Annotated in this window: 22 protein-coding genes and 1 tRNA gene; 12 read left to right on the top strand and 11 right to left on the bottom strand. The window is 60.4% G+C overall.

Going from position 1 to position 22,198, the window contains the following annotated elements; all coding sequences use genetic code 11:
* The first annotated feature begins 64 nt into the window (after positions 1-64).
* A complete protein-coding gene (locus ACVC7O_RS11845) occupies positions 65-2,998 on the top strand; it encodes an ABC transporter transmembrane domain-containing protein (protein WP_458322337.1) in 2,934 nt (977 codons plus the stop codon).
* 62 nt (positions 2,999-3,060) lie between these two features.
* On the opposite strand, the gene ACVC7O_RS11840 is transcribed toward ACVC7O_RS11845, so the two are convergent.
* The 3 genes from ACVC7O_RS11840 to ACVC7O_RS11830 all read right to left on the bottom strand — a co-directional run bounded on the left by ACVC7O_RS11840 (position 3,061) and on the right by ACVC7O_RS11830 (position 6,341).
* On the bottom strand, positions 3,061-4,611 hold the full coding sequence (locus ACVC7O_RS11840) for an alanine/glycine:cation symporter family protein (RefSeq protein ID WP_458322336.1): 1,551 nt from the start codon (positions 4,609-4,611) through the stop codon (positions 3,061-3,063).
* An 11-nt stretch (positions 4,612-4,622) separates the two neighbouring features.
* Complete coding sequence (locus ACVC7O_RS11835) at positions 4,623-5,060, bottom strand: universal stress protein (protein WP_458322335.1); 438 nt, start codon at positions 5,058-5,060, stop codon at positions 4,623-4,625.
* A 357-nt stretch (positions 5,061-5,417) separates the two neighbouring features.
* On the bottom strand, positions 5,418-6,341 hold the full coding sequence (locus ACVC7O_RS11830; protein ID WP_458322334.1) for a LysR family transcriptional regulator: 924 nt from the start codon (positions 6,339-6,341) through the stop codon (positions 5,418-5,420).
* Positions 6,342-6,440: 99 nt separating this feature from the next.
* Here ACVC7O_RS11830 and ACVC7O_RS11825 point away from each other — a divergent pair, with 99 nt between their 5' ends.
* The gene (locus ACVC7O_RS11825; RefSeq protein WP_458322333.1) at positions 6,441-7,421 is read left to right on the top strand and encodes a sterol desaturase family protein; all 981 of its coding nucleotides are present in this window, start codon (positions 6,441-6,443) and stop codon (positions 7,419-7,421) included.
* Between the two features lie 318 nt (positions 7,422-7,739).
* Here ACVC7O_RS11825 and ACVC7O_RS11820 read toward each other — a convergent pair whose 3' ends face one another.
* The 7 genes from ACVC7O_RS11820 to ACVC7O_RS11790 all read right to left on the bottom strand — a co-directional run bounded on the left by ACVC7O_RS11820 (position 7,740) and on the right by ACVC7O_RS11790 (position 13,583).
* Positions 7,740-8,465 (bottom strand): transporter substrate-binding domain-containing protein, encoded by a 726-nt coding sequence (locus ACVC7O_RS11820; RefSeq protein WP_458322332.1) that lies wholly within the window; start codon positions 8,463-8,465, stop codon positions 7,740-7,742.
* Positions 8,462-8,794 (bottom strand): MerR family transcriptional regulator, encoded by a 333-nt coding sequence (locus tag ACVC7O_RS11815; protein WP_458322331.1) that lies wholly within the window; start codon positions 8,792-8,794, stop codon positions 8,462-8,464. Before ACVC7O_RS11815 ends, ACVC7O_RS11820 begins: the two co-directional genes overlap by 4 nt.
* Positions 8,795-9,166: 372 nt before the next feature.
* Positions 9,167-10,912: an FAD-binding oxidoreductase gene (locus tag ACVC7O_RS11810; RefSeq protein ID WP_458322330.1), complete on the bottom strand. Its 1,746-nt coding sequence runs from the start codon at positions 10,910-10,912 to the stop codon at positions 9,167-9,169.
* 70 nt (positions 10,913-10,982) lie between these two features.
* Positions 10,983-11,609: a glutathione S-transferase family protein gene (locus ACVC7O_RS11805; RefSeq protein WP_458322329.1), complete on the bottom strand. Its 627-nt coding sequence runs from the start codon at positions 11,607-11,609 to the stop codon at positions 10,983-10,985.
* A gap of 28 nt (positions 11,610-11,637) precedes the next feature.
* The gene (locus ACVC7O_RS11800; RefSeq protein WP_458322328.1) at positions 11,638-12,057 is read right to left on the bottom strand and encodes a DUF1348 family protein; all 420 of its coding nucleotides are present in this window, start codon (positions 12,055-12,057) and stop codon (positions 11,638-11,640) included.
* Positions 12,058-12,298: 241 nt separating this feature from the next.
* Positions 12,299-13,195 (bottom strand): LysR family transcriptional regulator, encoded by an 897-nt coding sequence (locus ACVC7O_RS11795; RefSeq protein ID WP_458322327.1) that lies wholly within the window; start codon positions 13,193-13,195, stop codon positions 12,299-12,301.
* Between the two features lie 298 nt (positions 13,196-13,493).
* A tRNA-Ser gene (locus ACVC7O_RS11790) sits at positions 13,494-13,583 on the bottom strand.
* 160 nt (positions 13,584-13,743) lie between these two features.
* On the opposite strand from ACVC7O_RS11790, the gene ACVC7O_RS11785 reads away from it, so the two are divergent.
* The 9 genes from ACVC7O_RS11785 to ACVC7O_RS11745 all read left to right on the top strand — a co-directional run bounded on the left by ACVC7O_RS11785 (position 13,744) and on the right by ACVC7O_RS11745 (position 21,279).
* Positions 13,744-14,583, top strand: coding sequence for a DUF2059 domain-containing protein (locus ACVC7O_RS11785; RefSeq protein WP_458322326.1), 840 nt, complete (start codon positions 13,744-13,746; stop codon positions 14,581-14,583).
* Positions 14,584-14,586: 3 nt separating this feature from the next.
* A complete protein-coding gene (locus ACVC7O_RS11780) occupies positions 14,587-15,393 on the top strand; it encodes a DUF2059 domain-containing protein (RefSeq protein ID WP_458322325.1) in 807 nt (268 codons plus the stop codon).
* Between the two features lie 188 nt (positions 15,394-15,581).
* Complete coding sequence (locus tag ACVC7O_RS11775) at positions 15,582-16,259, top strand: 50S ribosomal protein L21 (protein WP_458322324.1); 678 nt, start codon at positions 15,582-15,584, stop codon at positions 16,257-16,259.
* An 11-nt stretch (positions 16,260-16,270) separates the two neighbouring features.
* A complete protein-coding gene (rpmA, locus tag ACVC7O_RS11770) occupies positions 16,271-16,540 on the top strand; it encodes a 50S ribosomal protein L27 (RefSeq protein WP_159974246.1) in 270 nt (89 codons plus the stop codon).
* 93 nt (positions 16,541-16,633) lie between these two features.
* Positions 16,634-17,236 (top strand): LysE family translocator, encoded by a 603-nt coding sequence (locus ACVC7O_RS11765; protein ID WP_458322323.1) that lies wholly within the window; start codon positions 16,634-16,636, stop codon positions 17,234-17,236.
* A 2-nt stretch (positions 17,237-17,238) separates the two neighbouring features.
* Positions 17,239-17,775 (top strand): GNAT family N-acetyltransferase, encoded by a 537-nt coding sequence (locus ACVC7O_RS11760; protein WP_458326084.1) that lies wholly within the window; start codon positions 17,239-17,241, stop codon positions 17,773-17,775.
* 36 nt (positions 17,776-17,811) lie between these two features.
* Complete coding sequence (obgE, locus tag ACVC7O_RS11755) at positions 17,812-18,846, top strand: GTPase ObgE (RefSeq protein ID WP_458322322.1); 1,035 nt, start codon at positions 17,812-17,814, stop codon at positions 18,844-18,846.
* Positions 18,834-19,940, top strand: a complete 1,107-nt coding sequence (gene proB, locus ACVC7O_RS11750) for a glutamate 5-kinase (protein ID WP_458322321.1) — start codon at positions 18,834-18,836, stop codon at positions 19,938-19,940. Before obgE ends, proB begins: the two co-directional genes overlap by 13 nt.
* 73 nt (positions 19,941-20,013) lie before the next feature.
* The gene (locus ACVC7O_RS11745) at positions 20,014-21,279 is read left to right on the top strand and encodes a glutamate-5-semialdehyde dehydrogenase (protein WP_458322320.1); all 1,266 of its coding nucleotides are present in this window, start codon (positions 20,014-20,016) and stop codon (positions 21,277-21,279) included.
* Here the strand turns inward: ACVC7O_RS11745 and ACVC7O_RS11740 are convergent.
* Entirely contained in the window at positions 21,276-21,872 is a 597-nt protein-coding gene (locus ACVC7O_RS11740) for a histidine phosphotransferase family protein (protein ID WP_458322319.1), read from the bottom strand. The two genes, ACVC7O_RS11745 and ACVC7O_RS11740, sit on opposite strands and share 4 nt — an antisense overlap.
* A 28-nt stretch (positions 21,873-21,900) precedes the next feature.
* Between ACVC7O_RS11740 and ACVC7O_RS11735 the strand changes: the two genes are divergently transcribed.
* Entirely contained in the window at positions 21,901-22,083 is a 183-nt protein-coding gene (locus ACVC7O_RS11735; RefSeq protein WP_458322318.1) for a DUF3553 domain-containing protein, read from the top strand.
* The last annotated feature ends 115 nt before the right edge of the window (positions 22,084-22,198 follow it).

Below are 22,198 nucleotides of genomic sequence, written 5' to 3'. Positions count from 1 at the left end.
CTTTCAATTTATTTGGAAGTATTCAAAGCGTGACCAACTGAAACTTCTGTTGATCACCAGTACGTTGTTTCCATTTCTTTATCTGACATTGGAGCTGCCAAAACGGATCATCAACGATGCGATTGGCGCGCAGAACACGGTTGTCATCGCTTTCGGCGTCGAGTTCACGCAGCTTGGGTTTCTATTCCTGCTCTGTGGTGCCTTCCTCGCGTCGGTGCTGGCGCACGGGCTGCTGAAGATGCGAATCAACACCATGAAAGGCGTTTTGTCGGAACGTCTGCTGCGTCGCCTGCGCTATAGCCTGATCTCGCGGATGCTGCGGTTTCCCAAGGCGTACTTCCGCCGCACATCCCAAGGGGAACTTGTCGCCATGATCACCGGCGAGACCGAGCCGATGGGTGGTATGATGGGCGACGCGCTGACCCAGCCCGTGCTGCAGGCGGGGCAGATGCTCACGATCCTGGTGTTTCTCTTCCTGCAAAGCCCCTGGTTCGGCCTCGCCGCCGTCGCGCTCATACCGTTGCAGGCCTGGCTCATTCCCCGATTGCAGCGGCACATCAACCTCATGAATAAAGAGCGGATCAAGGAGGTCCGCCATCTTGCGGCGCTTATCGGAGAAAGCGCCGCGGGTGCGTCCGAGCTGCGCATTCACGGTGGTTGGCGGTACCGCCTCTCGATGATCAGCTACCGACTTGGCATCATCTTCGGCATACGGCTGCGTATCTATCAGAAAAAGTTCTTCATGAAATTTCTCAACAACTTCATCACGCAGCTCACGCCGTTTTTCTTCTTCTCAGTCGGTGGTTATCTGGTGATCCAAGGGGCCGTCTCGCTGGGTGCGCTGGTGGCGGCGCTCGCCGCCTACAAAGATCTTTCCAGCCCGTGGAAAGAGTTGCTGACCTTTTACAATCAGGCACAGGACATGAGCCTGCGCTGGGAGACGGTGACGGAAAAATTCTCGCCCGTTGGGGTGATCGATGAGGCGCTGTTGCAGGGTACGGTCGACGATATCCCGCATCTCAGCGGTGCGATTGCGCTGAGCGATGTGACCGTGACCGATGCGGATGGCAACCCGGTGCTGGAGAAGATCACGGCGCGGTTTGCGCCCGGGTCGCTGGTGGCGATTGACGCGCCGAGTGTCGAGGACCGGCAGGCGCTTGCGGATCTGCTGACCCGCGAGGTGATGCCTGCAGCCGGTGAGGTGACAGTGGGCGACCTGCCGCTGGCCGGGCTGCACCAGTCGGTGATCGCGGCGCGGATCGGTCATGCTCAGACACCGCCTGTCTTGTTTCGCGGCAGTCTTGAGGACAACGCGGTGATGCCCCTGAAGCCGCAGCCGGGAGAGCAGGTGCCGGACGACATTCGCCGGGAGGCGGAGGAAAGCGCGCGCGCGGGCAACAGCGGCGATCCGATGCAGGCCGATTGGCTGGCCCCTGCAATTGCCGGGCTCGAGAGCTCGACAGAGCTTCATGGCTGGTGGCACGAGTTGCTCGAAGGGATGGGCGCGGCGGACGCGCTCTATCGCCGGGCGCTGGACCAGAAGGTAAGTGAGGCCACTCGCGCCACGCTCGGCGATGCGCTGGTCGCGGTACGACCGCAGGTCTGGGACGCGGTGACCGCCGCAGGCCTCGACCGTCATGTCTATCGTTTTGATCCCGAGCGCTACAATCCCGCGCTTCCGGTCACCAGCAACCTTCTCTTTGCAACCATGCGGCGGTCGCTGAGCCAGGCCGAACTCGCAGCACAGACGGATCTCTTTGCCCTGATCCGCAGCTTTGGGCTGGAAGCCGACCTGCTGGATCTTTCGCGAGATGTGATCGCACTTCTGCACCGGATTTTCGGAACGGATGGCACGGAGCATCCGCTGTTCCGCAAGCTTGGTCTCGACCCGGATCTCTTCGAGCAATCGGTCAGGCTGGTGCGGGGGCGCCGGAAGGCCGGTGCAAAGCCGCTGACCGAAGCGGAGAAAATCCTGCTCATGACCGTCCCGGCGCAAATCTCCGCTGAGCAGATTGGTCCTGCCTTCACCGAGGAGATGCAAGGGCGCATTCTCAGCCTGCGCAAGGCCAATGGGTTCAACGCACGCAGTGCGCTGATGTCGCTCTACGCGCCACTCAAGCCGGATGCCGTGGCGCCGGGTTTGACCGTCTTGGAGAATGCGCTCTTTGGGAAAATCTCCGACGGCGCGGGCGGACGCGCGGATGAATTGCGCAGGATCACCGCAGAGGTGCTCGACAGAGCTGGGCTCCGCACCCGGATCACCGAGTTGATTTATGATCTACCCCTGTCCCTCGGTGGTTCCGATTTGCCGGCATCCTTCGCCGAACCGCTTGCCATCAGCCGGGCGGCAATCAAGCGGCCGGACATTCTGGTTTTGGACGACGTCTTGAATGGCGATGCGCCGGGCGAGCGCTCGGCTGCGTTGAAGCGGTTACGCGTGCTGCTGCCAGATACAACCATGATCTACCTCGGCGATGGGTTCGAAAACTACGACGACTTTGACAGCCACCTCGAGATCCGGCAGGGACGGATGGTCTCCGCGGACGTCGATGGGCCCAGTCAGGACGATGGTGCGGCCAGCGCGGACTTGCTGCGCAAGGTGCGGGCGCTTGAGACAACGCCGCTGTTTTCTGGGTTGAATCGGAAGCAGCTGCGTCTGCTGGCGTTCGGGGCGCGCTGGTTCACGGCTGCTGCGGGTGATGTGATCTTCCGCAAGTCCGATATGCCAACGGATGGAGCCTATATGATCCTGTCAGGCGAGGCCGTGTTGTACCATCCGGAGGAGGGCAGCGCAGAGGCGCCGCTGGCCGAGGTGGGGCAGGGCACGCTGGTGGGGGAGCTGGGTGTGATCCGCAACGTACCACGCGCGTTGACCATGCAGGCGAAGACGGATGTGAAGGCCCTGCGCCTGGGCTCGGAAGAGCTGCTTTCGGTGATCGAGAATGACGCGGCCACGGCCTTCAGGCTGTTGCAGGTTGTGGCGGGCTATACGTCCTGACGCACCGGGCAGATCGGCCCGGGCGGGGTCCCAAGGCGACCGAGGCCGCCTTGGGTTTTGTCTTAATGGGCGAACTTCTTGATCTCGCCGCTCCGCAACCGTGCAGAGTAGGAGCGCAGCTCTTCCCGCACGATCGACATCAGGAAGTAAAGCGCAGTGATATTCACCACGGCCATGGCAAAGATCGCTGCATCCGAGAAGTCGATCACGGGGCCGAGGCTTGCTGCGGCACCAATCACGATGAAGATGCAGAAGATGATCTTGAAGATCAGCTCCGACATCTTGCCTTCACCGAAGAGGTAGGTCCACGCCTTCAAGCCGTAGTAGGACCAGGAGATCATGGTGGAGAAGGCAAAGAGCACCACCGCAAGCGCCAGGATATACGGGAACCAGCTGATGCCCGAGGCGAAGGCCGCAGAGGTCAGCGCCACACCGGAGTTGCCATCAACCGTCGCAATCGCGCTGCCCGCCTCGTTCAGCATGTAGTTGCCGGTGGCTTCATCGATGATCAGCTGCTGCGAGATGATGATCACCAGCGCTGTCATGGTACAGATCACAACCGTGTCGATGAGCGGCTCCAACAGCGACACGAAACCTTCGGTGATCGGCTCCTTGGTGCGCACGGCGGAGTGGGCGATGGCTGCCGACCCCACGCCCGCCTCGTTGGAGAAGGCGGCCCGCTTGAAGCCCTGGATCAGCGCGCCGACAAAGCCGCCCGCCACGCCGAGACCGGTGAAGGCGCCCGCGAAGATCTGGCCAAAGGCCCAGCCGATCATGTCGTAGTTCACGATCAGGATGACGAGTGCTGCACCCACATACATGATGCCCATGAAAGGCACGACCTTTTCGGTCACCCGGGCGATGGATTTGATACCACCGACGATCACCGCAAAGACTACCGCGGCAAAGATGAGGCCGGTGATCCAGCCCGGATATTCGCCCGTGATCTGGGTGATCTGCGCATGCGCCTGATTGGCCTGGAACATATTGCCGCCACCCAGGGCGCCCAGAATACAAAAGACCGAAAACAGGATCGCCAGCAGCCCACCACCAGGCAGGCCACGTTCCTTGAAGCCCTTGGACATGTAATACATCGGGCCGCCCGAGACGGTGCCGTCAGGGTATTCGTTGCGGTATTTCACGCCCAGCGTACATTCAGTGAACTTTGAAGCCATGCCGAGCAGGCCCGCGAGGATCATCCAGAAGGTGGCACCCGGCCCGCCTATTCCGACCGCGACCGCGACGCCCGCGATGTTGCCGAGACCGACCGTGCCCGAGAGCGCCGTGGCCAGGGCCTGGAAGTGGCTGACCTCGCCTGCGTCATCGGGGTCTGAATAGTCGCCTTTGACCAGCGAAATCGAATGGGTGAAGAACCGCAGCTGCACAAAGGAGAAGTAAACGGTGAAGATCGAGGCCGCGACCACGAGCCACAGAACGATCCAGGGAAAGCTCGTCCCGGGCAAAGGCGCGAAGATGAGGCTGACGAAGGGCCCGGTAAACTCGGCAAACGCCGCGTTCACCCGCTCGTCCAGTGTTGCGTCCTCTTGTGCATACGCTGGCAGGGCGGCACCCAGGGCCGCTGTCGTGATAAGACCTGTTTTCAAGAATTTCATGGTTGTCCCCCTTATGCGATGACCGTGACCGGGACGGTCGCGCTCATGACGAGATTTGCGGTCGAGCTGCCGAAGATGCGTTTTGTAATCCCGCCCTCCGACGACCGGCACACGATGATCTGGTGCCCACCTTCTTTCTCGCAGATGTTGTTGAGTGTCTGGGCCACGTCGCCATGGCGCACGACGCCTGTCGCTTTCATCCCCTTGTTGTTCAGTGCCTCGACCGCAGGGTCGACAACGCGCTCCCGTGCGGTGGCGATCTCTTCTTCACGACGCTTGTGGCGCTGTGCGTTTTCCTCGGCTGTCTGGAACGAGTAGGGTGACCACTCGATCACATAGGCCACCACGAGCTCGCAATCGTCGATCCTGTTGGCAAGATCGGTGGCGAAGCTGAGGGCGCGGTCACCAGACCCTTCGCCGTCAAGGCCAATCACCAGTTTGGTTGTCATGTTCTGTCCCTTTTTCCTTTTTGGGTCGTTTTGTTATGCGAACCATGTTCAACGCAGACGTGTATCTCGGCAAATGATTAATTTGCAGGCTCATGTCTGCGCAGCAGGTCAGTGTCCTGCATTTTGACGAAAAACAGTCAGACATAATCTCTGAATTATGGTTTTGCGCAGGTCATCGACCTGTTTTTTCATGCTGTGCGATACAATTGCATAGCTGGGTTCGCTGCCGGATTGGCAAAGATTAGCTTCCTCGCTGTGCAAAATCGCGCGTGCAGTGCTGTTTGAAGGGCTGTTCCGGGGCTGCGGAGACATCGGGCCCAGGCGGATCGATCGGCTCGCTTATCGTCTATAGCGCTCTTACGGGCCGACGATATGCGCGCGGCCAGCGCCGTCGCGAAAATGGGCCCGGCAGGCATCAACGAAATGACGCACAATGCGCCGCGGATTCGATTTGTCATATCCCACCGCCAGCGACAGCGGCGGCAGCGGGTCGACGATAGGCAGCGCGCGGAGCTTGTGGCCGCCATAGCTGACTTCGGTCGTTGGTCGCATGTTCAGGATTGCGCACCCGTGCCCTGCACCCACCAGGCTGCGCACCATTTCCGTGGAGTTTGCATAGGCGAGCGTCGTCGGGCTGTGCCCGGCAGTATCGAAGAGCTGGCGGTAGTAATCGACGGCGACAGGACGGTTCAATACGATGATCGGTTCACCGGCAAGGTCCGCCAAGCTGACGGCGCTCTTCCTCGCCAGCGGGTGATCGGCGGAGCAGAGGCAGTAGGCGGGGGCTTCGATGAGCGGGTCGAAGTCGATCTGTGGTCGGACGGCCTGCGGAACAAACAGGATGACATCGAACTCCCCGGTCAGCAGCCCGTCTTGCGCCCGATCATTGTTGCATTCCTCAAGATGAAACAGGCGCGCACCATCGTCGGGCGCAAAGGAGGACAAAATCTCGGGCAAAAAGGCAGGCGCGACAGGGGCGTAGTAGCCAATGCGCAGCGGACCCTTCAACGCCTGTCGCAACTCTGACCCCTCGGCCATGACCGCCTCGTACTCCTCGAGCAGATGCGCAAACTTCCGGTCGAGCACTCGGCCACTGGCCGTCGGTGAAATGCCTCGGGCGCGGAACCGGTTAACCAGCTTGAGCTGGAATTGGGCTTCGATCTGGTCAATCGCTGCCGAGATGGCGGAGGCGGCCACGTTCAACTCGTCCGCGGCGCGCGCAATGCTGCCATGGGCCAAAGCGCGAGTGAAGTACCGCATCGATTTGAGAGAGACAGCCATATCACCTCAGATTTTCAGATGTAAAACCACAGTTAATTCTGTTTTTCGTAGGTTTTGTCTCGTGTCAAACTCTTTCCTGTCGTCAAACAGGAGCGCGGGATGTCTGAAACGGAGCTAAAGGGTTGGAATCACATACCGGAGGTTCCGCTAAAGGTCTCTCCTTTCTTCATCTGGCCACTGAACCCGGTCGAGATGATCAAATGGGTTTGGAACTCCTGGGCGCTCATCTCGGAGAAGCTGATCATTCTCGGCCTCGCGTGGGTCAGCCTGATCTGGTTCCAGCCGCCGTTGGAAGAGACGCGAACATTTGCCATAGGATGGATCGCCGAGATCTATGTGCGGAACCTCTTGCTCGCACTCGCGGTCGGCGGCGCGCTGCACCTGTGGTTCTACACCTTTTCAGCCCAGGGAAAGGCGCTGAAATACGACCCGCGCCCACTGATGGTGAAAGGCAAGCAATTCACCCTTGGCGGACAGGTGCGCGACAACATGTTCTGGACACTGGTTCCCGGAGTGCTGATCTGGACAGCCTATGAGGCGGTGCTGTTCTGGGCGCTGGCCAATGGCCATATGCCGTTGATCACCTGGGCTGCACACCCGGTCTGGTTCGTTGCGCTCTTCCTGCTGATCCCGATCTGGGAGAGCTTCTACTTCTATTGCATCCACCGGCTGATCCATATTCCGGTGCTCTACAAACACATCCATTATCTGCATCATCGGAACATCAACGTCGGTCCCTGGTCGGGCATGTCGATGCACCCTGTCGAACAGCTGATCTTCCTCGGTTCTGTGTTCATACACGTGCTTGTAGGCGCGCATCCGGTGCATATCATCTTCCATCTGCAGTACTACTTCCTGACCGCGATGAGCACACACACCGGCTATCAAGGCCTTTTGATCAAGGACAAGAACCGGCTGAACCTCGGCACGTTCCACCACCAGATGCATCATCGCTATTTCGAGTGTAACTACGGCAGTCTGGAGATCCCGTGGGATAAGTGGATGGGGACGTTCCATGACGGCACGGTTGAAGCCAACACGCGGATGGCCGAACGGCGCAAGAAAATCATGGGGAAGTGAGCGTTTGGCCGCGCGTTGGTGCGGTCATTTTTCGTTGACGATTTTTCCAGCGGGCGGAGACATGGCCGACACATCGGAACTCGAGCAACGGTGCTCGGATATTCACTCCGAACCCGCATACTTGAAGAGTCTTCCTTGAGAGCTGACGCATCTGGGTGTGATTTTTCGCGAGGTGTTTCGGGTCGCGTGTCGGCCATAGACTTAAATCAGCAGTCGGCCCTGCGCTGCGGTGTCAAATCGCTAGGCTTTTTGGGTCAGCCTGAAATCGCTGGCCTTCAGCGAGGATCTGCCGGAGATACCGGGCAAACAGCATCAGTGTCAGCTTTGAAAAGCTTGCGTCGAAACCAGATCGACGTCCTCTGCCGAGAAGCCAAAACGCGCCATCATTTTCCGGTAACGTTCCGTTCCGAGAAAGTCTCCCAAGAGCGCATCGACGTTGCTGACGAGGTCTATGTCGTGCAGCCCAAAGGCAAATGATCCGAACGCTGGTGGGTTCTCCTCCGTTGGGACCAGGACCAGGTCCACTTCCCAATTTGGGGTCCGTTCGATGAAGCCGCCGTGCGCCCTTCCGACGCTTGCATAGGCGTCAGCGGCGCCGTCCCGCACCGCTTCCGCGGCGGCGGTGTAAGTTTCGAAGATTGCGATCTGGTCTTCGCTCACACCGAACTCAACCGCAGAGCGATGCTGGAACTGATCGCGAACAACGGCCAATCGCAGAGCGCGGTTTCGTGCGATGCATCGATAGCCGCTCAGATCATGTGGATTGCCAGCCCGCACAAGGAAACCATCGGGCAGCGCCCAGATCGGGCGACTGAAATGCGCGCGCCGTTTCCGCTCGTCAGTGGCGAACAGTCCCGTTGTCATGCGCCACCGCCCGTCTACAAGGCCGGGAAGAAGTTCGGCGAACTCCGTCTCAACCGGCTCGAAATCCGGGATACCAAGCTCACGGGAGAGGTGCCGCGCGAGTTCGACATCGCAACCGGTGATGCGCCCGTCAGCATCGACGTAATTGAAGGGCGGTTCGATCAGATAGGCAAACTTCATTCGTCGTTCGCGCCTTTCTTTGGTCCATAGCTGGCAATCTTGATCGCCAGAACACTTTCGCACCGTTCCAGTGTCGCGCGCTTGGCTTTCAGTGTCTGAGCATGATCTTCAAGGATTTCCCGCCGCTCGTCGATGCCGTCATCGCCTGCCTTTGCAAGCTCGGTGAACCGCCGCATTTGCTTGAGCGGCATCCCGTTTTCGCGCAGCCAGTAGAGCAGGGTCAGCCATTCCACATGGGCAGGCGTGAAGCGGCGGTGTCCGTCCGACCCGCGCGCGATCTTTGGCAACATCCCCGATTTCTCGTAGAACCGGATAGTGTATGCGGACAATCCGCAGGCCTTTGAGGCTTCTGCAATTCTCATTTTTGCACCTGCTCTTTTGACCTACGCATAGCGGGTTGGAGTCGCTCTAAGTCAATCTCTGTTTTGTGTGGCTGGCCGCGACTGGGTTGCGGCACCTCCAGAGCGGAGATCGGCTGAGCCAATAGCGGCACTTGAGTTCTGGCCAAGCCGGTGCGCGGACCACGCAAGAGTGGAGCGTCGTGCTGTATGGAAGACTGCGGCGCGAGTTGCCGGACCGAAGAGCCCTTAACCTGTTCTGCTCCAAAGATTGTGCCTGCTCAGGTCGTTGTCGTGGATCCGGGAGTAGACCCGGCCCACTTGTTGCGACCCGGGCGTGCCTCTCGATCGCCTCCCGACGGTTCACCGTTTTGTGGACTGCATGTCATCGCGAGGATGACTTTCTATTGTGACATGGCGGGTGGCTCGGTCGCAGGTGTGCCCGATATCCGGCTCCTTGTCCCCGAATGATAAGCTTGCAGGTCCGAATGTTTCGAAGTGGATGTGATCGGCATTCACGCCTGCTGCTTCGAGCCCGTTGCGGATGTCGGCGAGAAATGCTGCTGGGCCGCAGAGCAGGTAGCGCGCGTCCGGTCCAACTCCGAGATCGAGCAGGTCTTCGGCGGTGATGCGCCCTTCAACGTCATAGTCTTTGCCGCTGACATCGCTGGCATTGGGTCGGCTGTAAAAGACGCGCTGGTGCAGATTGCTGTTCTCGGCGATCAAGTGCCCTGTTTCTGCCCGGAAAGCATGCGCGCGTCCATTTCGGGTGCCGTGCACGTACCAGACCGGGCGGTCCTCTTGCTGTGCATTGGCGTGCAGGATCGACAGCATGGGGGTGAGCCCGACACCCGCGCTGACCAGAACGAGAGGGCAATTATTACAGGGCACAACAAAGTCACCCGACGGTCTGCCCGCCTCGATTTCGTAGCCTTCGTTCAGCTGGTCATGCAGGAAGCGCGAAACAAGGCCCTTATCTTCGCGTTTGATGCTCAGCCGATACCGGGTGCGATCGTTGGGAGCACCAGACAGCGAATAACTGCGCTTTGATTTCCCGGCCTGGCCGGGGATCTGAACCTCCACTGGCAAGTGCTGGCCCGGCTCGAACGGGTCCAGCGGGCGGCCATCGACTGCTTCAAAATGGAAGGAGGTAACCTGGTCTGCCTCGTCGACGCGTTCCACGAGTCTCAGGCGACGCAGCAGGTCATCCTGTTTGGCCCACCGCAATCCAACCGCGCCCGGGCGGTCCAGCACCCCGTCGATCTTTACGTCGATGATGCGCCAGGCCTCCGGATCGCGGGCGCCGCGCGGCGCCCAATCTACGGCGGCGCGACCTGTGATGTGCAGCAGACCACCAGTCTCGAAGTCCACGAACAGCAGGCCCACCCGTGGATCTGAGATCACATTGCCAATCGTGTTGAAGAAGTTGTTGCCCGCGTAGTCCGGAATCTGCAGGTGCGTCTCATTCAAGACATGCACGAAGCCCGGCGCACCACCCCGGTGCGAGGCGTCATAGCCGTTGGATGCTGCGCCGGCTTTGCCGCGATGACCCGAACCAATGAACATGGTGTCGGCAGCGCCGATGCGGGCGATCTGGTCGGCAGAGAGCGCGGCGGTGCGCTGTGCAACAACCGGGTCGCTCTTGGCGCCGCGGGTCCAGGCGCGCTCATGGATGTACTGGGGGCAGTTGCCAAAACTCTGGCGAATGTCGATCACATATCCGCCAGCCGCCTGACGGATCTGCCCGCTGAACCGGTTGCGTCGACGTGTCGCCAGTTCGATGCCCAAAGCGCCAATCTCACCGCCTTCTGAAAAGGCCCTGGCGAGTGGATCGGTCGGATCAAGCTGCGTTTGTAGCGCGATCCGCTGCGGATCGGGTGAGGTGGCAAAGCCATCGGAACCGTCGATCAGGGTGGTCCATGTGCGACCGTCGGCATCTGCACCAGCGACGACCAGAAAGGGCAGGCTGGTATAAAAGGCGCGATGCTGCTCCGGCAGGTAGTCGCGAATGAACCCGCCAGCCCACTTTGCGACGTCGCCGACACCGGCGCGTGCCTGTGCTTGGAGTTCACCTTCGTGAAATGGATTGATGTGGTCCATCTTTGACATGTTCGTCTCCTTCCAGGCGTCAGGTCAGCGGGCCGGTGCGGGGGAGGGCACCGGCACCTGTTTCACGGGCTCAGATCAATTCGGGGACCGGAGATTTGGCCATGCCGATAAAATTTGGTCGCGCCTCGATCCGCTGCAGCCATGCCCGCACATTCGGGTAGGGCGCCAGATCGACGCCGCCTTCGGGTGCGTGGGCGGTGTAGCTATAGGCAGCGATATCCCCGACGGTGATCTTGTCGGTTGCGAGCCAGTCGCGTCCATCGAGATGTGCATCCATCACCTTGAAGAGGTCGTGCGCCTTGGCGACAGCGGCGGTGTGGTCATGCGCCGTGCCAAACACCTTGACCAAACGCGCAGCACAGGGTCCGGCATAGATGTTGTCGGCGGCCACGGTCAGCCAGCGCTGCACCTCAGCGGCCTCTTTCGGGTCCGAGGGCATCCAGCCCGACCCTTTGGCATAGGTTTGCACCAAGTAGATCAGGATCGCGTTGCTATCGGACAGTGTATACCCACCGTCATCAATTGCGGGTACGAGGCCGAATGGGCTGATCTTGAGATAGTCCGCCGCCTTGTGTGCGCCGTTCGCCATGTCGAGATCAATCGTCTCGTAGGGCAGGCCAAGAAAGGCCAGCATCAGTTCGACCCGGTGGCAGTGGCCGGACTTCGGATTGCGATAGAGTTTGATAGGTGTCGCCATTGGGTGTGATCTCCAGTGTGGTTTTGAGTTAGAGCCCGGAATTGCTTAGCTTGAGGTGCCCACTGGGGCTGCGGCCCGGAGGCCTGAAACACTCGCGATCTGGCTCGCGGTTGACGTTGTGGCCCCAGAGGTCGTTGACAAGGCGACAGTCCAGCTCTCTGCTCCATTTGCGGATCAGAAGCAGCTCAATCCCTGCACGCCGCCGTTGAGGCCCTGCTTGGTTTGGGCACACGCTATCGAGTGTCCAGGCAAGGTCCATCTTGATGGAGTTGGGTGACCTCCAGTCACCTTCTGCAAGCCGGGCGCTTTCGAGCGCGTTGTTTTCGATGAACTGTTGGAGCGGGTGCCGTTGTGGTTCCGATGTCACGACAGAAATCCTTCTTAAGTGCTGGCGACACCGTCCGGATCTGCACCGGTCGTGAAGCTCTCCAACTCTTCGAAAAGACATCTAACGCCGATTGGATTTCAGAATAATGCTACAAAAAAGAAAGTGACTATTCCATATTTTAGGAATAATGAAGCGTTGCCAGTCGTCCATCGTCGCGGGGCGCATCCGCTGCTTAGGCAAGTTGCGGATTCTTCAACGATTCTCACGTCATCAGATGTTGGGCCTTAGCCATCGTTGTTGCAAAGCCTGAAGCGCAAGAGCGGGACCCAGCGGACGTTCGCCCAGGACTGAGGTGCAGCCGCTAATTCAAACTTGGTATCGACCGCAGACGTTTTGTGGCGAAGTCAATGAAACTTCGCACCTTTGCAGCGGCGCGTCGCCCTTCGACATGAACCAGGCTGATCGGGAGCGGGTCGGGCTCAAACGCGTCCAAAACTGTTTGCAGACGCCCGGCTTCGAGGTCGGGGCCGATCTGGTAGTACAGGACCCGGCTTATACCCCAACCGCGCCGCGCGACCTCGATGCCAGCGGCCATGCTGCCGACGATCAGACGTGGGTGGATCCGCACAGCGCGACTTGCGTCCGCACCAAAACGCCACTCGGTTTCCGGGATGTTCGGGGATGACGACACGATTTGGTGATCCTGAAGGTCATCCGGGAATTGCGGCACGCCGTGTTGGTCAAAATACGCTGGCGACCCGCAGACAACCCGCCGAACGCGCCCGACACGGACGGCGGAAAGATCGGATGACGGCAATGCGCCTATACGGACGGCGACATCAAATCCTTCCTCGACCATGTTCACGATCCGATCAACGATCACGACCTCGGCAGTGACATCCGGATAGGTGTCCAGAAAGTCGGTCAAGATTGGTGTCACATAGATCCGCCCGAATTCATGGGAACAGGTGATACGCAGCTTGCCGACTGGGTTGCTCGCCGCGCCCGCTGCCGCATCATCGGCGGCCTGAAGTTGTGCGAGGATCGCGCGGGCGTCTTCAAGATAAGCGACACCAACGTCCGTGAGGCGGACCTTGCGGGTCGTGCGGGTGAAAAGCCGCGCACCGATGCGGTCTTCAAGGGTGTTGATGCCCCGCGTGACTGATGGTGCACTCAGACCGACGACACGGGCGCCAGCGGCAAAGCTCTCGGCTTCTGCAACAGCGACGAAGATTTCGAGAGTTTTGACGCGATCCATCGGTGCTCCTGACGGTGTTAAGAGGCAGAATAACGCCTCTCGTCATGGCCTTATTATTCCGACTTTCGTTATGAACTGAACCTCCAAGGTTCACGTAGTTGGTTTGCCTCTGCTGCCATAGTAGTTGATCCAATTCGATTTGCGGGCGCACAGTTGAGCCACAGCAGACGCATTCGGCATATACAAAGAGACAACAGTGATCGACGGAGTGCTAGTCGTGACGTCGCGCGTCAAAGCAAGCTTCAGTCTTTGAAAGCAACCGGCTTTTGCAACTAGGGCTTATTTGCAAACGTTTTGGTGGCGGAGAGACAGGGATTCGAACCCTGGGTAGGCTTGCACCCACAACGGTTTTCGAGACCGCCCCGTTCGACCACTCCGGCACCTCTCCGCGGGGGTCTGGTGCATGGGCGTTTAGTCGCCTTTGTGCTGTGTGACAAGAGGGGATTGGCGCACGCCTGCTCTACACGGGAAATTTCATTGCTCGTAAAGGTGAAAACCCTAAGCTTTGGCACTACGTAAGAAAGGCGAAGGCCTGAAGGAGATCTGTCATGACCGCTCTCATCCGATATTGCGCGCCGGTGATGCTCGCGACGCTGCTGATGGCGGTCTCGGTTCTGCCAGGGCGCGCCACGGATTTGGATCGGTTGGAGGCGTTTCTGGAAGTGACTGGTTTTGACGTGGCCCTCGAAAGCATCAAGCTGAGTGCCGAGACAGCCCCGAACATGATCGGCCTTCAGGCGGATGACTTTGGCTCGGAATGGACGCGTCTCGTCGAAGATGTTTTCGATGTGGAGCAAATGCATTCCATGGCGCTCGATATCCTGTCGCAAACCCTTGAAGATGATCTGCTGACCCATGCGGTTGAGTTTTATGCGTCGGATCTTGGGAGCCGCCTCGTTGTGGCCGAGAACGACTCGCATATGATCGAGGATGACGCCTTCAAGACCGAGGCGGGCGAGGCGATCGTGGCCGGCCTGGTGCGTATTGGCTCGCCGCGCTTGGAAGAATTGAAACGGCTCAACAACGCTACAGGCTCCGAAGACGCGTCGATCCGCGCGATCCAGGAGGTGCAGGTGCGCTTTCTGATGGCCGCTGCCGGGGCTGGCGTGATCGACCTGCAGATGGAAGAAGCCGATCTGCGCGAAAGTTTGAAAGCGCAGGAAGGCGAGATGCGGCGCAGCATGCAGATTTCCGCACTGTCCGGCTCGGCCTATACGTATCAATCCTTCTCGGATGAGGATGTCACGGCCTATGCCGACGCGCTGGAGCATCCGAAGATGCAGCGGGTCTATGAGTTGATGAACGCGGTTCAGTTCGAGATCATGGCTAACCGCTATGAAGCTGTGGCTCAACGCATGAGCAATCTGCGTCCCAGCCAAGACCTTTGATCAATGCGCTCGGCCGTCATTTCCGTTCTTTTCTGTGTCATTGCGCTGCCTGCCTGGGCGGATGCGCGGGTGACGGTCTTGATGGATGCGCTCCGGCTGCCGCAGCTGGTTCAGGCGCTGCGGCAGGAAGGGATGTCGGACGCTGAAGATCTGAACGCAGACATGCTGAGCGGGCAGGGCGGCGCCTTCTGGCAGCAGCAGGTTTCCAGTCTCTATGAAACCAGGCCGATGGAGGATGCGTTTTTTCACGCGCTCAAAGAGGGGCTGGATGATGCCGCGCTGGACGTCGCCCTGCAATTCTTTGACAGCGCACGTGGTCAGCGGATCACCGAACTGGAGATCGCCGCACGTGATGCGATGGCCGATGTCGCGATGGAAGAGGCCGCGGCCGCAGCTTTTGATACCCTTCCGGAGGATGATCGCCACGCGGGGTTGGTGTCGGAGTTCATCGCGCTCAATGACTTGCTGGAATTGAACGTGGCGCTGACCATGAGTTCCAGCTACCAGTTCTCGCGGGGGCTCGCCGATGGCGGCATGCTGGAGATGAGTGACGAGCAGATCCTCGCACAGGTCTGGGAGTCAGAGGAAGGCCTGCGATCAGACGCGGAAGTGTGGCTGCGCGGCTATTTCTTCCTGGCCCAGCAGCCACTGGATCTCGCCGATCTGGAAGCCTATGTCGCCTTCGCCGACAGCCCCGCAGGCGCCGACCTGAACGCAGCACTTTTCGCGGGCTATGAGGCCATCTTTACCGATATCGCTTACGGCCTGGGGCGGGCGGTGGCGATGAATGCGGCAGGCAACGATATATGACAGCAAACGCGCTTGACATGTGCCGCGCGCTGGTGCAAAGGGCCACCTCATATACGAGGTCCGGTTCGCCGGGCCTTGTTGTCTTTCACATATCACTCTGACCGGAGTGCGCTGTTCGAGGTGGCCGCAAGGCCGAAACGCCCGAGATACGGGGACCACAGGACGCGGGTAAGAGCAAAGGAAATGCTATGTTTGCGGTCCTCAAGACCGGCGGCAAGCAGTACAAGGTTCAATCGGGCGATATGCTCCGTGTTGAAAAACTGGCTGCCGACGCGGGTGAAACAGTACAATTCAACGAGATTCTGATGCTGGGTGGCGACAAGACCGTTGTTGGCGCGCCCTTCGTCAAGGATGCTGGCGTTCAGGCCGAAGTGGTCGATCAGATCAAAGGCGAGAAGGTCATCAACTTCGTCAAGCGCCGCCGGAAGCATTCGTCCAAGCGCACCAAGGGTCACCGTCAAAAACTGACACTGGTCAAGGTGACGGATATCCTCGCCTCGGGCGCGGAGAAATCGGGCGTGAAGGCCGCAATGGGTGCCGGTTCGGTTTCCGTGAAGGCGGTTGAAGCAGCGGCGCCGAAGAAGGCCGCTCCGAAAAAGGCTGAGAAGAAGGCGGAAGCCAAGACTGGGGCGCCGAAGGCAAAGGCGGCACCAAAGGCCGATTCTGCTGCGGATGATCTGAAGAAGCTCAGCGGTGTGGGCCCCGCGCTCGAGAAGAAGCTTCTCGAGGCCGGCGTGACCACATTTGCACAAATCGCAGCATGGACCGATGCGGACGTTGCTGCTATGGACGAGAAACTGTCGTTCAAAGGCCGGATCGAGCGTGAAGGCTGGATCGAACAGGCCAAAGAACTGGCTAAAGGCTAAGGAGAGACCAAATGGCACATAAAAAAGCAGGTGGTTCATCCCGGAACGGTCGCGATTCCGCGGGCCGCCGCCTTGGCGTGAAACTCTACGGTGGCCAGCAGGCTATCCCCGGCAACATCATCGTGCGCCAGCGCGGGACCAAGTTCTGGCCCGGCGAAGGCGTCGGCATGGGCAAGGACCACACGATCTTTGCGACCGTGGACGGGGCGGTGACCTTTCACAAGGGTCTCAAGAACCGCACGTTTATTTCGGTCCTGCCGGTGGCGGAGGCCGCTGAATAAGCCCTTCCTCAGGGACATGACACTTCAGGGGGATCGGCGACACCGCCGGTCCCCTTTCTCATTTTCGCCATACAGAACGTATAAGGCTCAACCATGTCGGTCGCTGTCACCAGCTTTGCCATTTTCGCCGCCTCACAGGTCGGTACGCCTGGGCCTGCGAATATGGCGCTGATGACGACCGGCGCGCGCTATGGGTTTCGCGCGGCGCTGCCGTTTGTGGCTGGCGTGGCGCTTGGCAAGCAACTGGTGATCTGGCCGGTGGGCTTCGGGCTGATGGAATTGGCTGAGCAGGCGCCTTGGGTCTTCGAGGCGCTCAAATATGCCTCCGCCGCCTATATCATCTGGCTGGCTTGGCGTGTGGCCAACATGCGGTTGGGTACGGTGGGGGAGGCGACGACCGCACCTGGTTTCGCAGCGGGCCTCATCGTGCACCCCCTGAACCCCAAGGCCTGGGCGATGATTGTCGGTGGATTTACCGCTTTTGTGGCGCCTGGCACGCCGGTTGTTGAGGCTACGGCAACCATTGCCGCTGTATTGCTCGCCTGTCAGGTGCTGTTGCATCCGCTCTGGACACTTGCCGGTGATGCCATCGCTCGCAGCGTAGCGGGAACGGCGATGGAACCTTATCTTATGTGGACCCTTGCGGCGTTGACCGTCGCCTCGGTGTTGTTCGTTTTATTCGGAGGAGGGATATGACGATGGAAATGGAAAAGATCACGGTGCAGCCGACGGTTGAGACTGATCGCTTTGTGCTGCGTCCCCTGCGCAAGTCCGACATGGGGCTGATCGAGCTTTATGGTGGTGATGTGCGTGTGGCACGCATGACCACCTCCATTCCGCATCCGGTCCCCCCAGGCATGATCGAGGCTTTCGTCACCCGGGCCATGTCCGATACGCGGGACGAGGACGTTTGGGCCATGGATGGCACGATTGCAGATGGATCTGAGCTCATGGGCGTGATCTCGCTCGAGCGGATGGATCGTGACCAGTCTGAAGTGAGCTACTGGGTTGCGCCGCCTTATTGGAACACAGGCCTTGCATCGGATGCGGTGCAGGCGCTGGTCGAGGCCAATCCGCTGCGGAACAAGACCATGTTTGCCAGTGTCTTTCAGGACAATCCGGCCTCGGCGCGGGTGCTGACGCATTGCGGGTTCGAATACCTCGGCGACGCCGAGAGCTTCAGTGTGGCGCGTGACACCACCGTGCCCACATGGACCTATTTGCGAAAACTCTGATTGAGGGCGCGCGCCGCTCGCGCTAGGACACCGTCCATGAAGTTTCTGGATCTCTGCAAAGTCTACATCCGCTCGGGCGCGGGCGGCGGCGGCTGTGTCAGCTTCCGGCGCGAGAAGTATATTGAATACGGCGGGCCCGATGGCGGCGATGGGGGCACGGGCGGATCGGTCTGGGCCGAAGCGGTCGAGGGGCTGAACACGCTTATTGATTTCCGCTATCAGCAGCACTTCTTTGCGAAGAACGGCCAGCCCGGCATGGGCCGTCAGCGCACAGGCAAGGACGGCGACGATATTGTGCTGCGGGTGCCCGTCGGCACGGAAATCCTTGATGAGGATCAGGAGACGGTGATCGCGGACCTCACGGAGGTCGGTCAGCGCGTGCAGCTGGCACGGGGCGGCAATGGCGGGTTCGGCAATCTGCACTTCAAATCGGCGACCAACCAGGCGCCGCGGCGGGCGAACCCTGGCCAGGACGGCGTTGAACGTACCCTGTGGCTGCGGCTGAAGCTCATCGCCGATGTGGGGCTGTTGGGTCTGCCGAATGCGGGCAAATCGACCTTTCTGGCGGCCACATCCAACGCGCGCCCGAAGATTGCTGATTACCCGTTCACCACGCTACACCCCAATCTCGGGGTTGTCGGCGTCGATAATACGGAATTTGTCGTCGCCGATATTCCCGGCCTGATCGAGGGCGCCTCGGAGGGCAGAGGGCTCGGTGATCTCTTTCTCGGCCATGTGGAGCGGTGCTCCGTGCTGTTGCACCTCGTTGACGGAACCTCCGAAACCATTGCTGAGGATTACCGCACGATCATCACCGAATTGGACGCTTATGGTGGTGATCTTGCAGAGAAACCGCGCGTGACGGTGCTGAACAAGATTGATGCTTTGGATGAGGAGGATCGCGCCGCGGCGCATGCCACGCTGGAAGAGGCGAGCGGCGGGCCAGTGCTGCTGATGTCCGGTGTGGCGCGCGAAGGGGTCACCGAGGTGCTGCGCGCGCTGCGCGGTCAGATCGATGACGACCGCCTGCGCCAAAAGCCGGCGGTGGAGGAAGAACCGTGGCATCCCTGACCACCGCGCGACGGATCGTGGTCAAGATCGGATCGGCGCTGCTTGTGGATCGGGCCAGCGGCGCGTTGCGCGCGGACTGGCTGACGTCGCTCGCTAAAGACGTCGCTTGGCTGAAATCTCAGAGCGTCGACGTGGTGCTGGTCTCGTCCGGCTCGATTGCTTTGGGGCGCGGTGTGCTTGGCCTGTCGGGCAAGGACCTGCCGCTGGAGCAGTCACAGGCGGCCGCCGCTGTTGGTCAGATCCGGCTGGCCCGGGCGTATGAAGAGGTGCTGGCACCGCATCAGATCACCACGGCACAGGTGCTTGTGACCCTCGAAGACAGCGCGGATCGCAGGCGGTACCTCAACAGCCGCGCAACTCTGGAGCAACTTCTGTCTCTCGGTGTCGTGCCGATTGTAAACGAGAATGACACCATCGCTACTGACGAGATCCGTTTCGGCGATAATGATCGGTTGGGGGCGCAGATCGCGGTCACGGTGGGCGCCGATGTGTTGGTGCTGCTGTCGGATGTGGACGGGTTCTACACCGCCAACCCGACGGAAGATGCGACGGCTAAGCGCTACGATGTGATCGAAAAGATCACGCCCGAAATCGAAGCGATGGCGGGCGATGCGGGTTCTGGTCTCTCGAAGGGCGGGATGAAGACAAAACTGATGGCTGCAAAGACCGCGACTGCGGCGGGCTGCGCCATGGTGATAACTGAGGGGTCGGTGCAAAACCCCCTGCGCGCGCTGGATACCGACGCGCCGGCCACCTGGTTCACGGCAGGGCTCGATCCGCAAGCCGCGCGTAAACGGTGGATCGGTGGCATGAAGCCCCGGGGGGCTGTGCAGCTCGATGCGGGCGCTGTCTCTGCCCTGCATGGTGGCAGCAGCCTGCTGCCCGCTGGAGTGAAAGCGGTGTCCGGCGCCTTTGAACGGGGGGACCCCGTGGCGATTGAAGGGCCAGATGGCCATCAGATCGGGCTCGGGCTGAGCCGCTACACCGCGCAAGAGGCATCGGCCATCAAGGGCCACCGGTCTGGTGAGATCGAAGCGATCCTGGGTTATCCGGGCCGCGCCGCCCTGATCCACCGCGATGACATGGCGCTCTAAGGAAGAGCTTTTTGTTGTACCGCCCGGGCCGATCCCGTATCGGTTCCGGACATCTCGATGAGGAGGGTTCACGATGCTTGATCACACGGATATCCCCGCGTTGATGACGGATATGGGGCAGGCCGCGCGGGCGGCGGCCACCGAGTTGGCCTTTGCCAGCGCCGAACGCAAGCATGCTGCATTGGTTTCGGCTGCTGAGGCGGTGTGGCGCAACCGCGCCGACATCATCGAGGCCAATGCGAAGGACCTCGAGTTTGGCCGCGAGAAGGGGCTGAGCCCGGCCATGATGGACCGATTGATGCTGGATGAGGCCCGCATTCAAGGCATCGTTGATGGGCTGCGCGCTGTGGCCGAACAGGCCGATCCTGTGGGGCAGATCATGGAGGAGTGGGACCAACCCTCGGGCCTGCATATCCAGCGCGTGCGCACGCCTCTGGGTGTCGTCGGCGTGATCTATGAAAGCCGCCCGAATGTCACGGCAGATGCCGGTGCGCTCTGCCTCAAGGCGGGCAATGCGGTGATCCTGCGCGGGGGGTCGGAGAGTTTTCACTCATCCTCCGCGCTGCATGCCTGTTTGGTGCAAGGGTTGTGCGATGCGGGCTTGCCCGAGCAGGCGATCCAGCTGGTACCGACGCGCGACCGTGCGGCGGTGAGCGAGATGCTCACGATGACCGAGACCATTGACGTGATCGTGCCCCGCGGCGGCAAGGGACTTGTCGGACTGGTGCAGCGCGAAGCGCGCGTGCCTGTCTTCGCGCACCTCGAGGGGATCGTACACATCTACATCGACAAGGCAGCGGACCCGGAGACGGTCTTGAAGGTCGTCCTGAACGCCAAGACGCGGCGCACTGGGATCTGCGGCGCGGCGGAGTGCCTGCTGATCCACGAAGACGTGGCCATGACGCTCGGGCGCGGGGTGATCCGGGCGCTGATGGATGCGGGCGTCGAGGTGCGGGCGGACGCGAAGTTGTCGGGCATTGAGGGCACGGTACCTGCGAGCGTGGAAGATTGGGGACAGGAGTACCTCGATGTGATCATCGCCGCGCGCACGGTGCCCAATCTGGACGCGGCGATGGCGCATATCCGAACGCATGGGTCAAATCACACCGACTGCGTGCTGACCGAAGATGCCGACGTGGCGCGGCGCTTCATGGCCGAGCTCGACTCGGCGATCCTGATGCACAATGCCTCGACCCAGTTCGCGGATGGCGGAGAGTTCGGGATGGGCGCCGAGATTGGGATCGCCACGGGCAAGATGCACGCGCGTGGTCCGGTCGGTGCGACTCAGCTCACCAGCTTCAAGTATCTTGTCACGGGCGACGGGACGGTGCGGGCCTAGAACCGCAGTTTAACCTGGGTCTCGGACATTTCGGTGACCATCCGCCGTCCCGCATCATCCACAAGGATAGGCAACAGCGCGAACTGAACCTGCGCCGGACGCAGATCCTGTGGTGCGTCTTTTGTCGCCAGGATGTTCCAAAGCGGCTCATCGATGTTCAGCTTGTCGGCCTCGCCATGCAGCAGCCAACTGTTGTCCTCGTGGCTGACCTCGATGCGTCCGCCGTAGGGCATCGCGTTCTCAAGGCATTGCAATGCAAGAAACGCCATGCGCACCTCGCCGCGCGGCTGCGGGTCCAGTGGACCCCAGGCGACGGTCAAGCGCCCGCCCTCCATCAGGTCGTCGAGGATCGAGATGACCTCGGCCCGTCCCATCATCTGCTCGCCCGCGGCACCAAAGGCGATCCGGAAGAACCGGATGCGTGCGCTGGCGTTGCCGACGCTCTCCTGGATCAGGTCAATCTCCGGGCCTGGCGTGCCACCCGCCATGCCGAGCAATTCCAAGCCGTTGTTGATGGCACCGATTGGCGATATCAGGTCGTGGCAGATGCGGCTGCCGATCAGTGCGGCAAGGTTAATATTGCTCTGGCCCATCTACTGTCTCCTGCGCGAAAAGGGTACCATGGAAGATTTGAACGCGATCCTGTCACCCGGCATGCTGGTGCAGCACCCAGACCGTCCAGATTGGGGGACCGGGCAGGTGCAAAGCAATGTAAACGCCCGTGTCACCGTGAATTTTCGTGACGAGGGGAAAATCGTCATTGATAGTACCCGCGTTGCCTTGATCCCGGTATTTGATGGATGAAGAACCTTGCCAAAAGGTTAACGTACACCTCTGGATTGTAAACCGAGGTTCGGTGTTGCGTTGCAAGCGCAGCGCCAATTCACTAAGACCGTTGCAGATTTCCGAGCAGCAGGAC

The organism is Roseobacter cerffii (assembly GCF_054226325.1).
The sequence above is the reverse complement of the archived record's forward strand: the minus strand, read 5'-3'. Positions and strand labels throughout refer to the sequence as shown.

Excerpts from the sequence above, each read along its gene's own strand:
- ACVC7O_RS11840 (WP_458322336.1), bottom strand. The coding sequence starts at position 4,611 with ATGAAATTCTTGAAAACAGGTCTTATCACGACAGCGGCCCTGGGTGCC.
- ACVC7O_RS11835 (WP_458322335.1), bottom strand. The coding sequence starts at position 5,060 with ATGACAACCAAACTGGTGATTGGCCTTGACGGCGAAGGGTCTGGTGAC.
- ACVC7O_RS11830 (WP_458322334.1), bottom strand. The coding sequence starts at position 6,341 with ATGGCTGTCTCTCTCAAATCGATGCGGTACTTCACTCGCGCTTTGGCC.
- ACVC7O_RS11825 (WP_458322333.1), top strand. The coding sequence starts at position 6,441 with ATGTCTGAAACGGAGCTAAAGGGTTGGAATCACATACCGGAGGTTCCG.
- ACVC7O_RS11820 (WP_458322332.1), bottom strand. The coding sequence starts at position 8,465 with ATGAAGTTTGCCTATCTGATCGAACCGCCCTTCAATTACGTCGATGCT.
- ACVC7O_RS11810 (WP_458322330.1), bottom strand. The coding sequence starts at position 10,912 with ATGTCAAAGATGGACCACATCAATCCATTTCACGAAGGTGAACTCCAA.
- ACVC7O_RS11805 (WP_458322329.1), bottom strand. The coding sequence starts at position 11,609 with ATGGCGACACCTATCAAACTCTATCGCAATCCGAAGTCCGGCCACTGC.
- ACVC7O_RS11800 (WP_458322328.1), bottom strand. The coding sequence starts at position 12,057 with ATGTCTTTTCGAAGAGTTGGAGAGCTTCACGACCGGTGCAGATCCGGA.
- ACVC7O_RS11795 (WP_458322327.1), bottom strand. The coding sequence starts at position 13,195 with ATGGATCGCGTCAAAACTCTCGAAATCTTCGTCGCTGTTGCAGAAGCC.
- ACVC7O_RS11785 (WP_458322326.1), top strand. The coding sequence starts at position 13,744 with ATGACCGCTCTCATCCGATATTGCGCGCCGGTGATGCTCGCGACGCTG.
- ACVC7O_RS11780 (WP_458322325.1), top strand. The coding sequence starts at position 14,587 with ATGCGCTCGGCCGTCATTTCCGTTCTTTTCTGTGTCATTGCGCTGCCT.
- ACVC7O_RS11775 (WP_458322324.1), top strand. The coding sequence starts at position 15,582 with ATGTTTGCGGTCCTCAAGACCGGCGGCAAGCAGTACAAGGTTCAATCG.
- rpmA (WP_159974246.1), top strand. The coding sequence starts at position 16,271 with ATGGCACATAAAAAAGCAGGTGGTTCATCCCGGAACGGTCGCGATTCC.
- ACVC7O_RS11765 (WP_458322323.1), top strand. The coding sequence starts at position 16,634 with ATGTCGGTCGCTGTCACCAGCTTTGCCATTTTCGCCGCCTCACAGGTC.
- ACVC7O_RS11760 (WP_458326084.1), top strand. The coding sequence starts at position 17,239 with ATGGAAATGGAAAAGATCACGGTGCAGCCGACGGTTGAGACTGATCGC.
- obgE (WP_458322322.1), top strand. The coding sequence starts at position 17,812 with ATGAAGTTTCTGGATCTCTGCAAAGTCTACATCCGCTCGGGCGCGGGC.
- ACVC7O_RS11745 (WP_458322320.1), top strand. The coding sequence starts at position 20,014 with ATGCTTGATCACACGGATATCCCCGCGTTGATGACGGATATGGGGCAG.
- ACVC7O_RS11740 (WP_458322319.1), bottom strand. The coding sequence starts at position 21,872 with ATGGGCCAGAGCAATATTAACCTTGCCGCACTGATCGGCAGCCGCATC.
- ACVC7O_RS11735 (WP_458322318.1), top strand. The coding sequence starts at position 21,901 with ATGGAAGATTTGAACGCGATCCTGTCACCCGGCATGCTGGTGCAGCAC.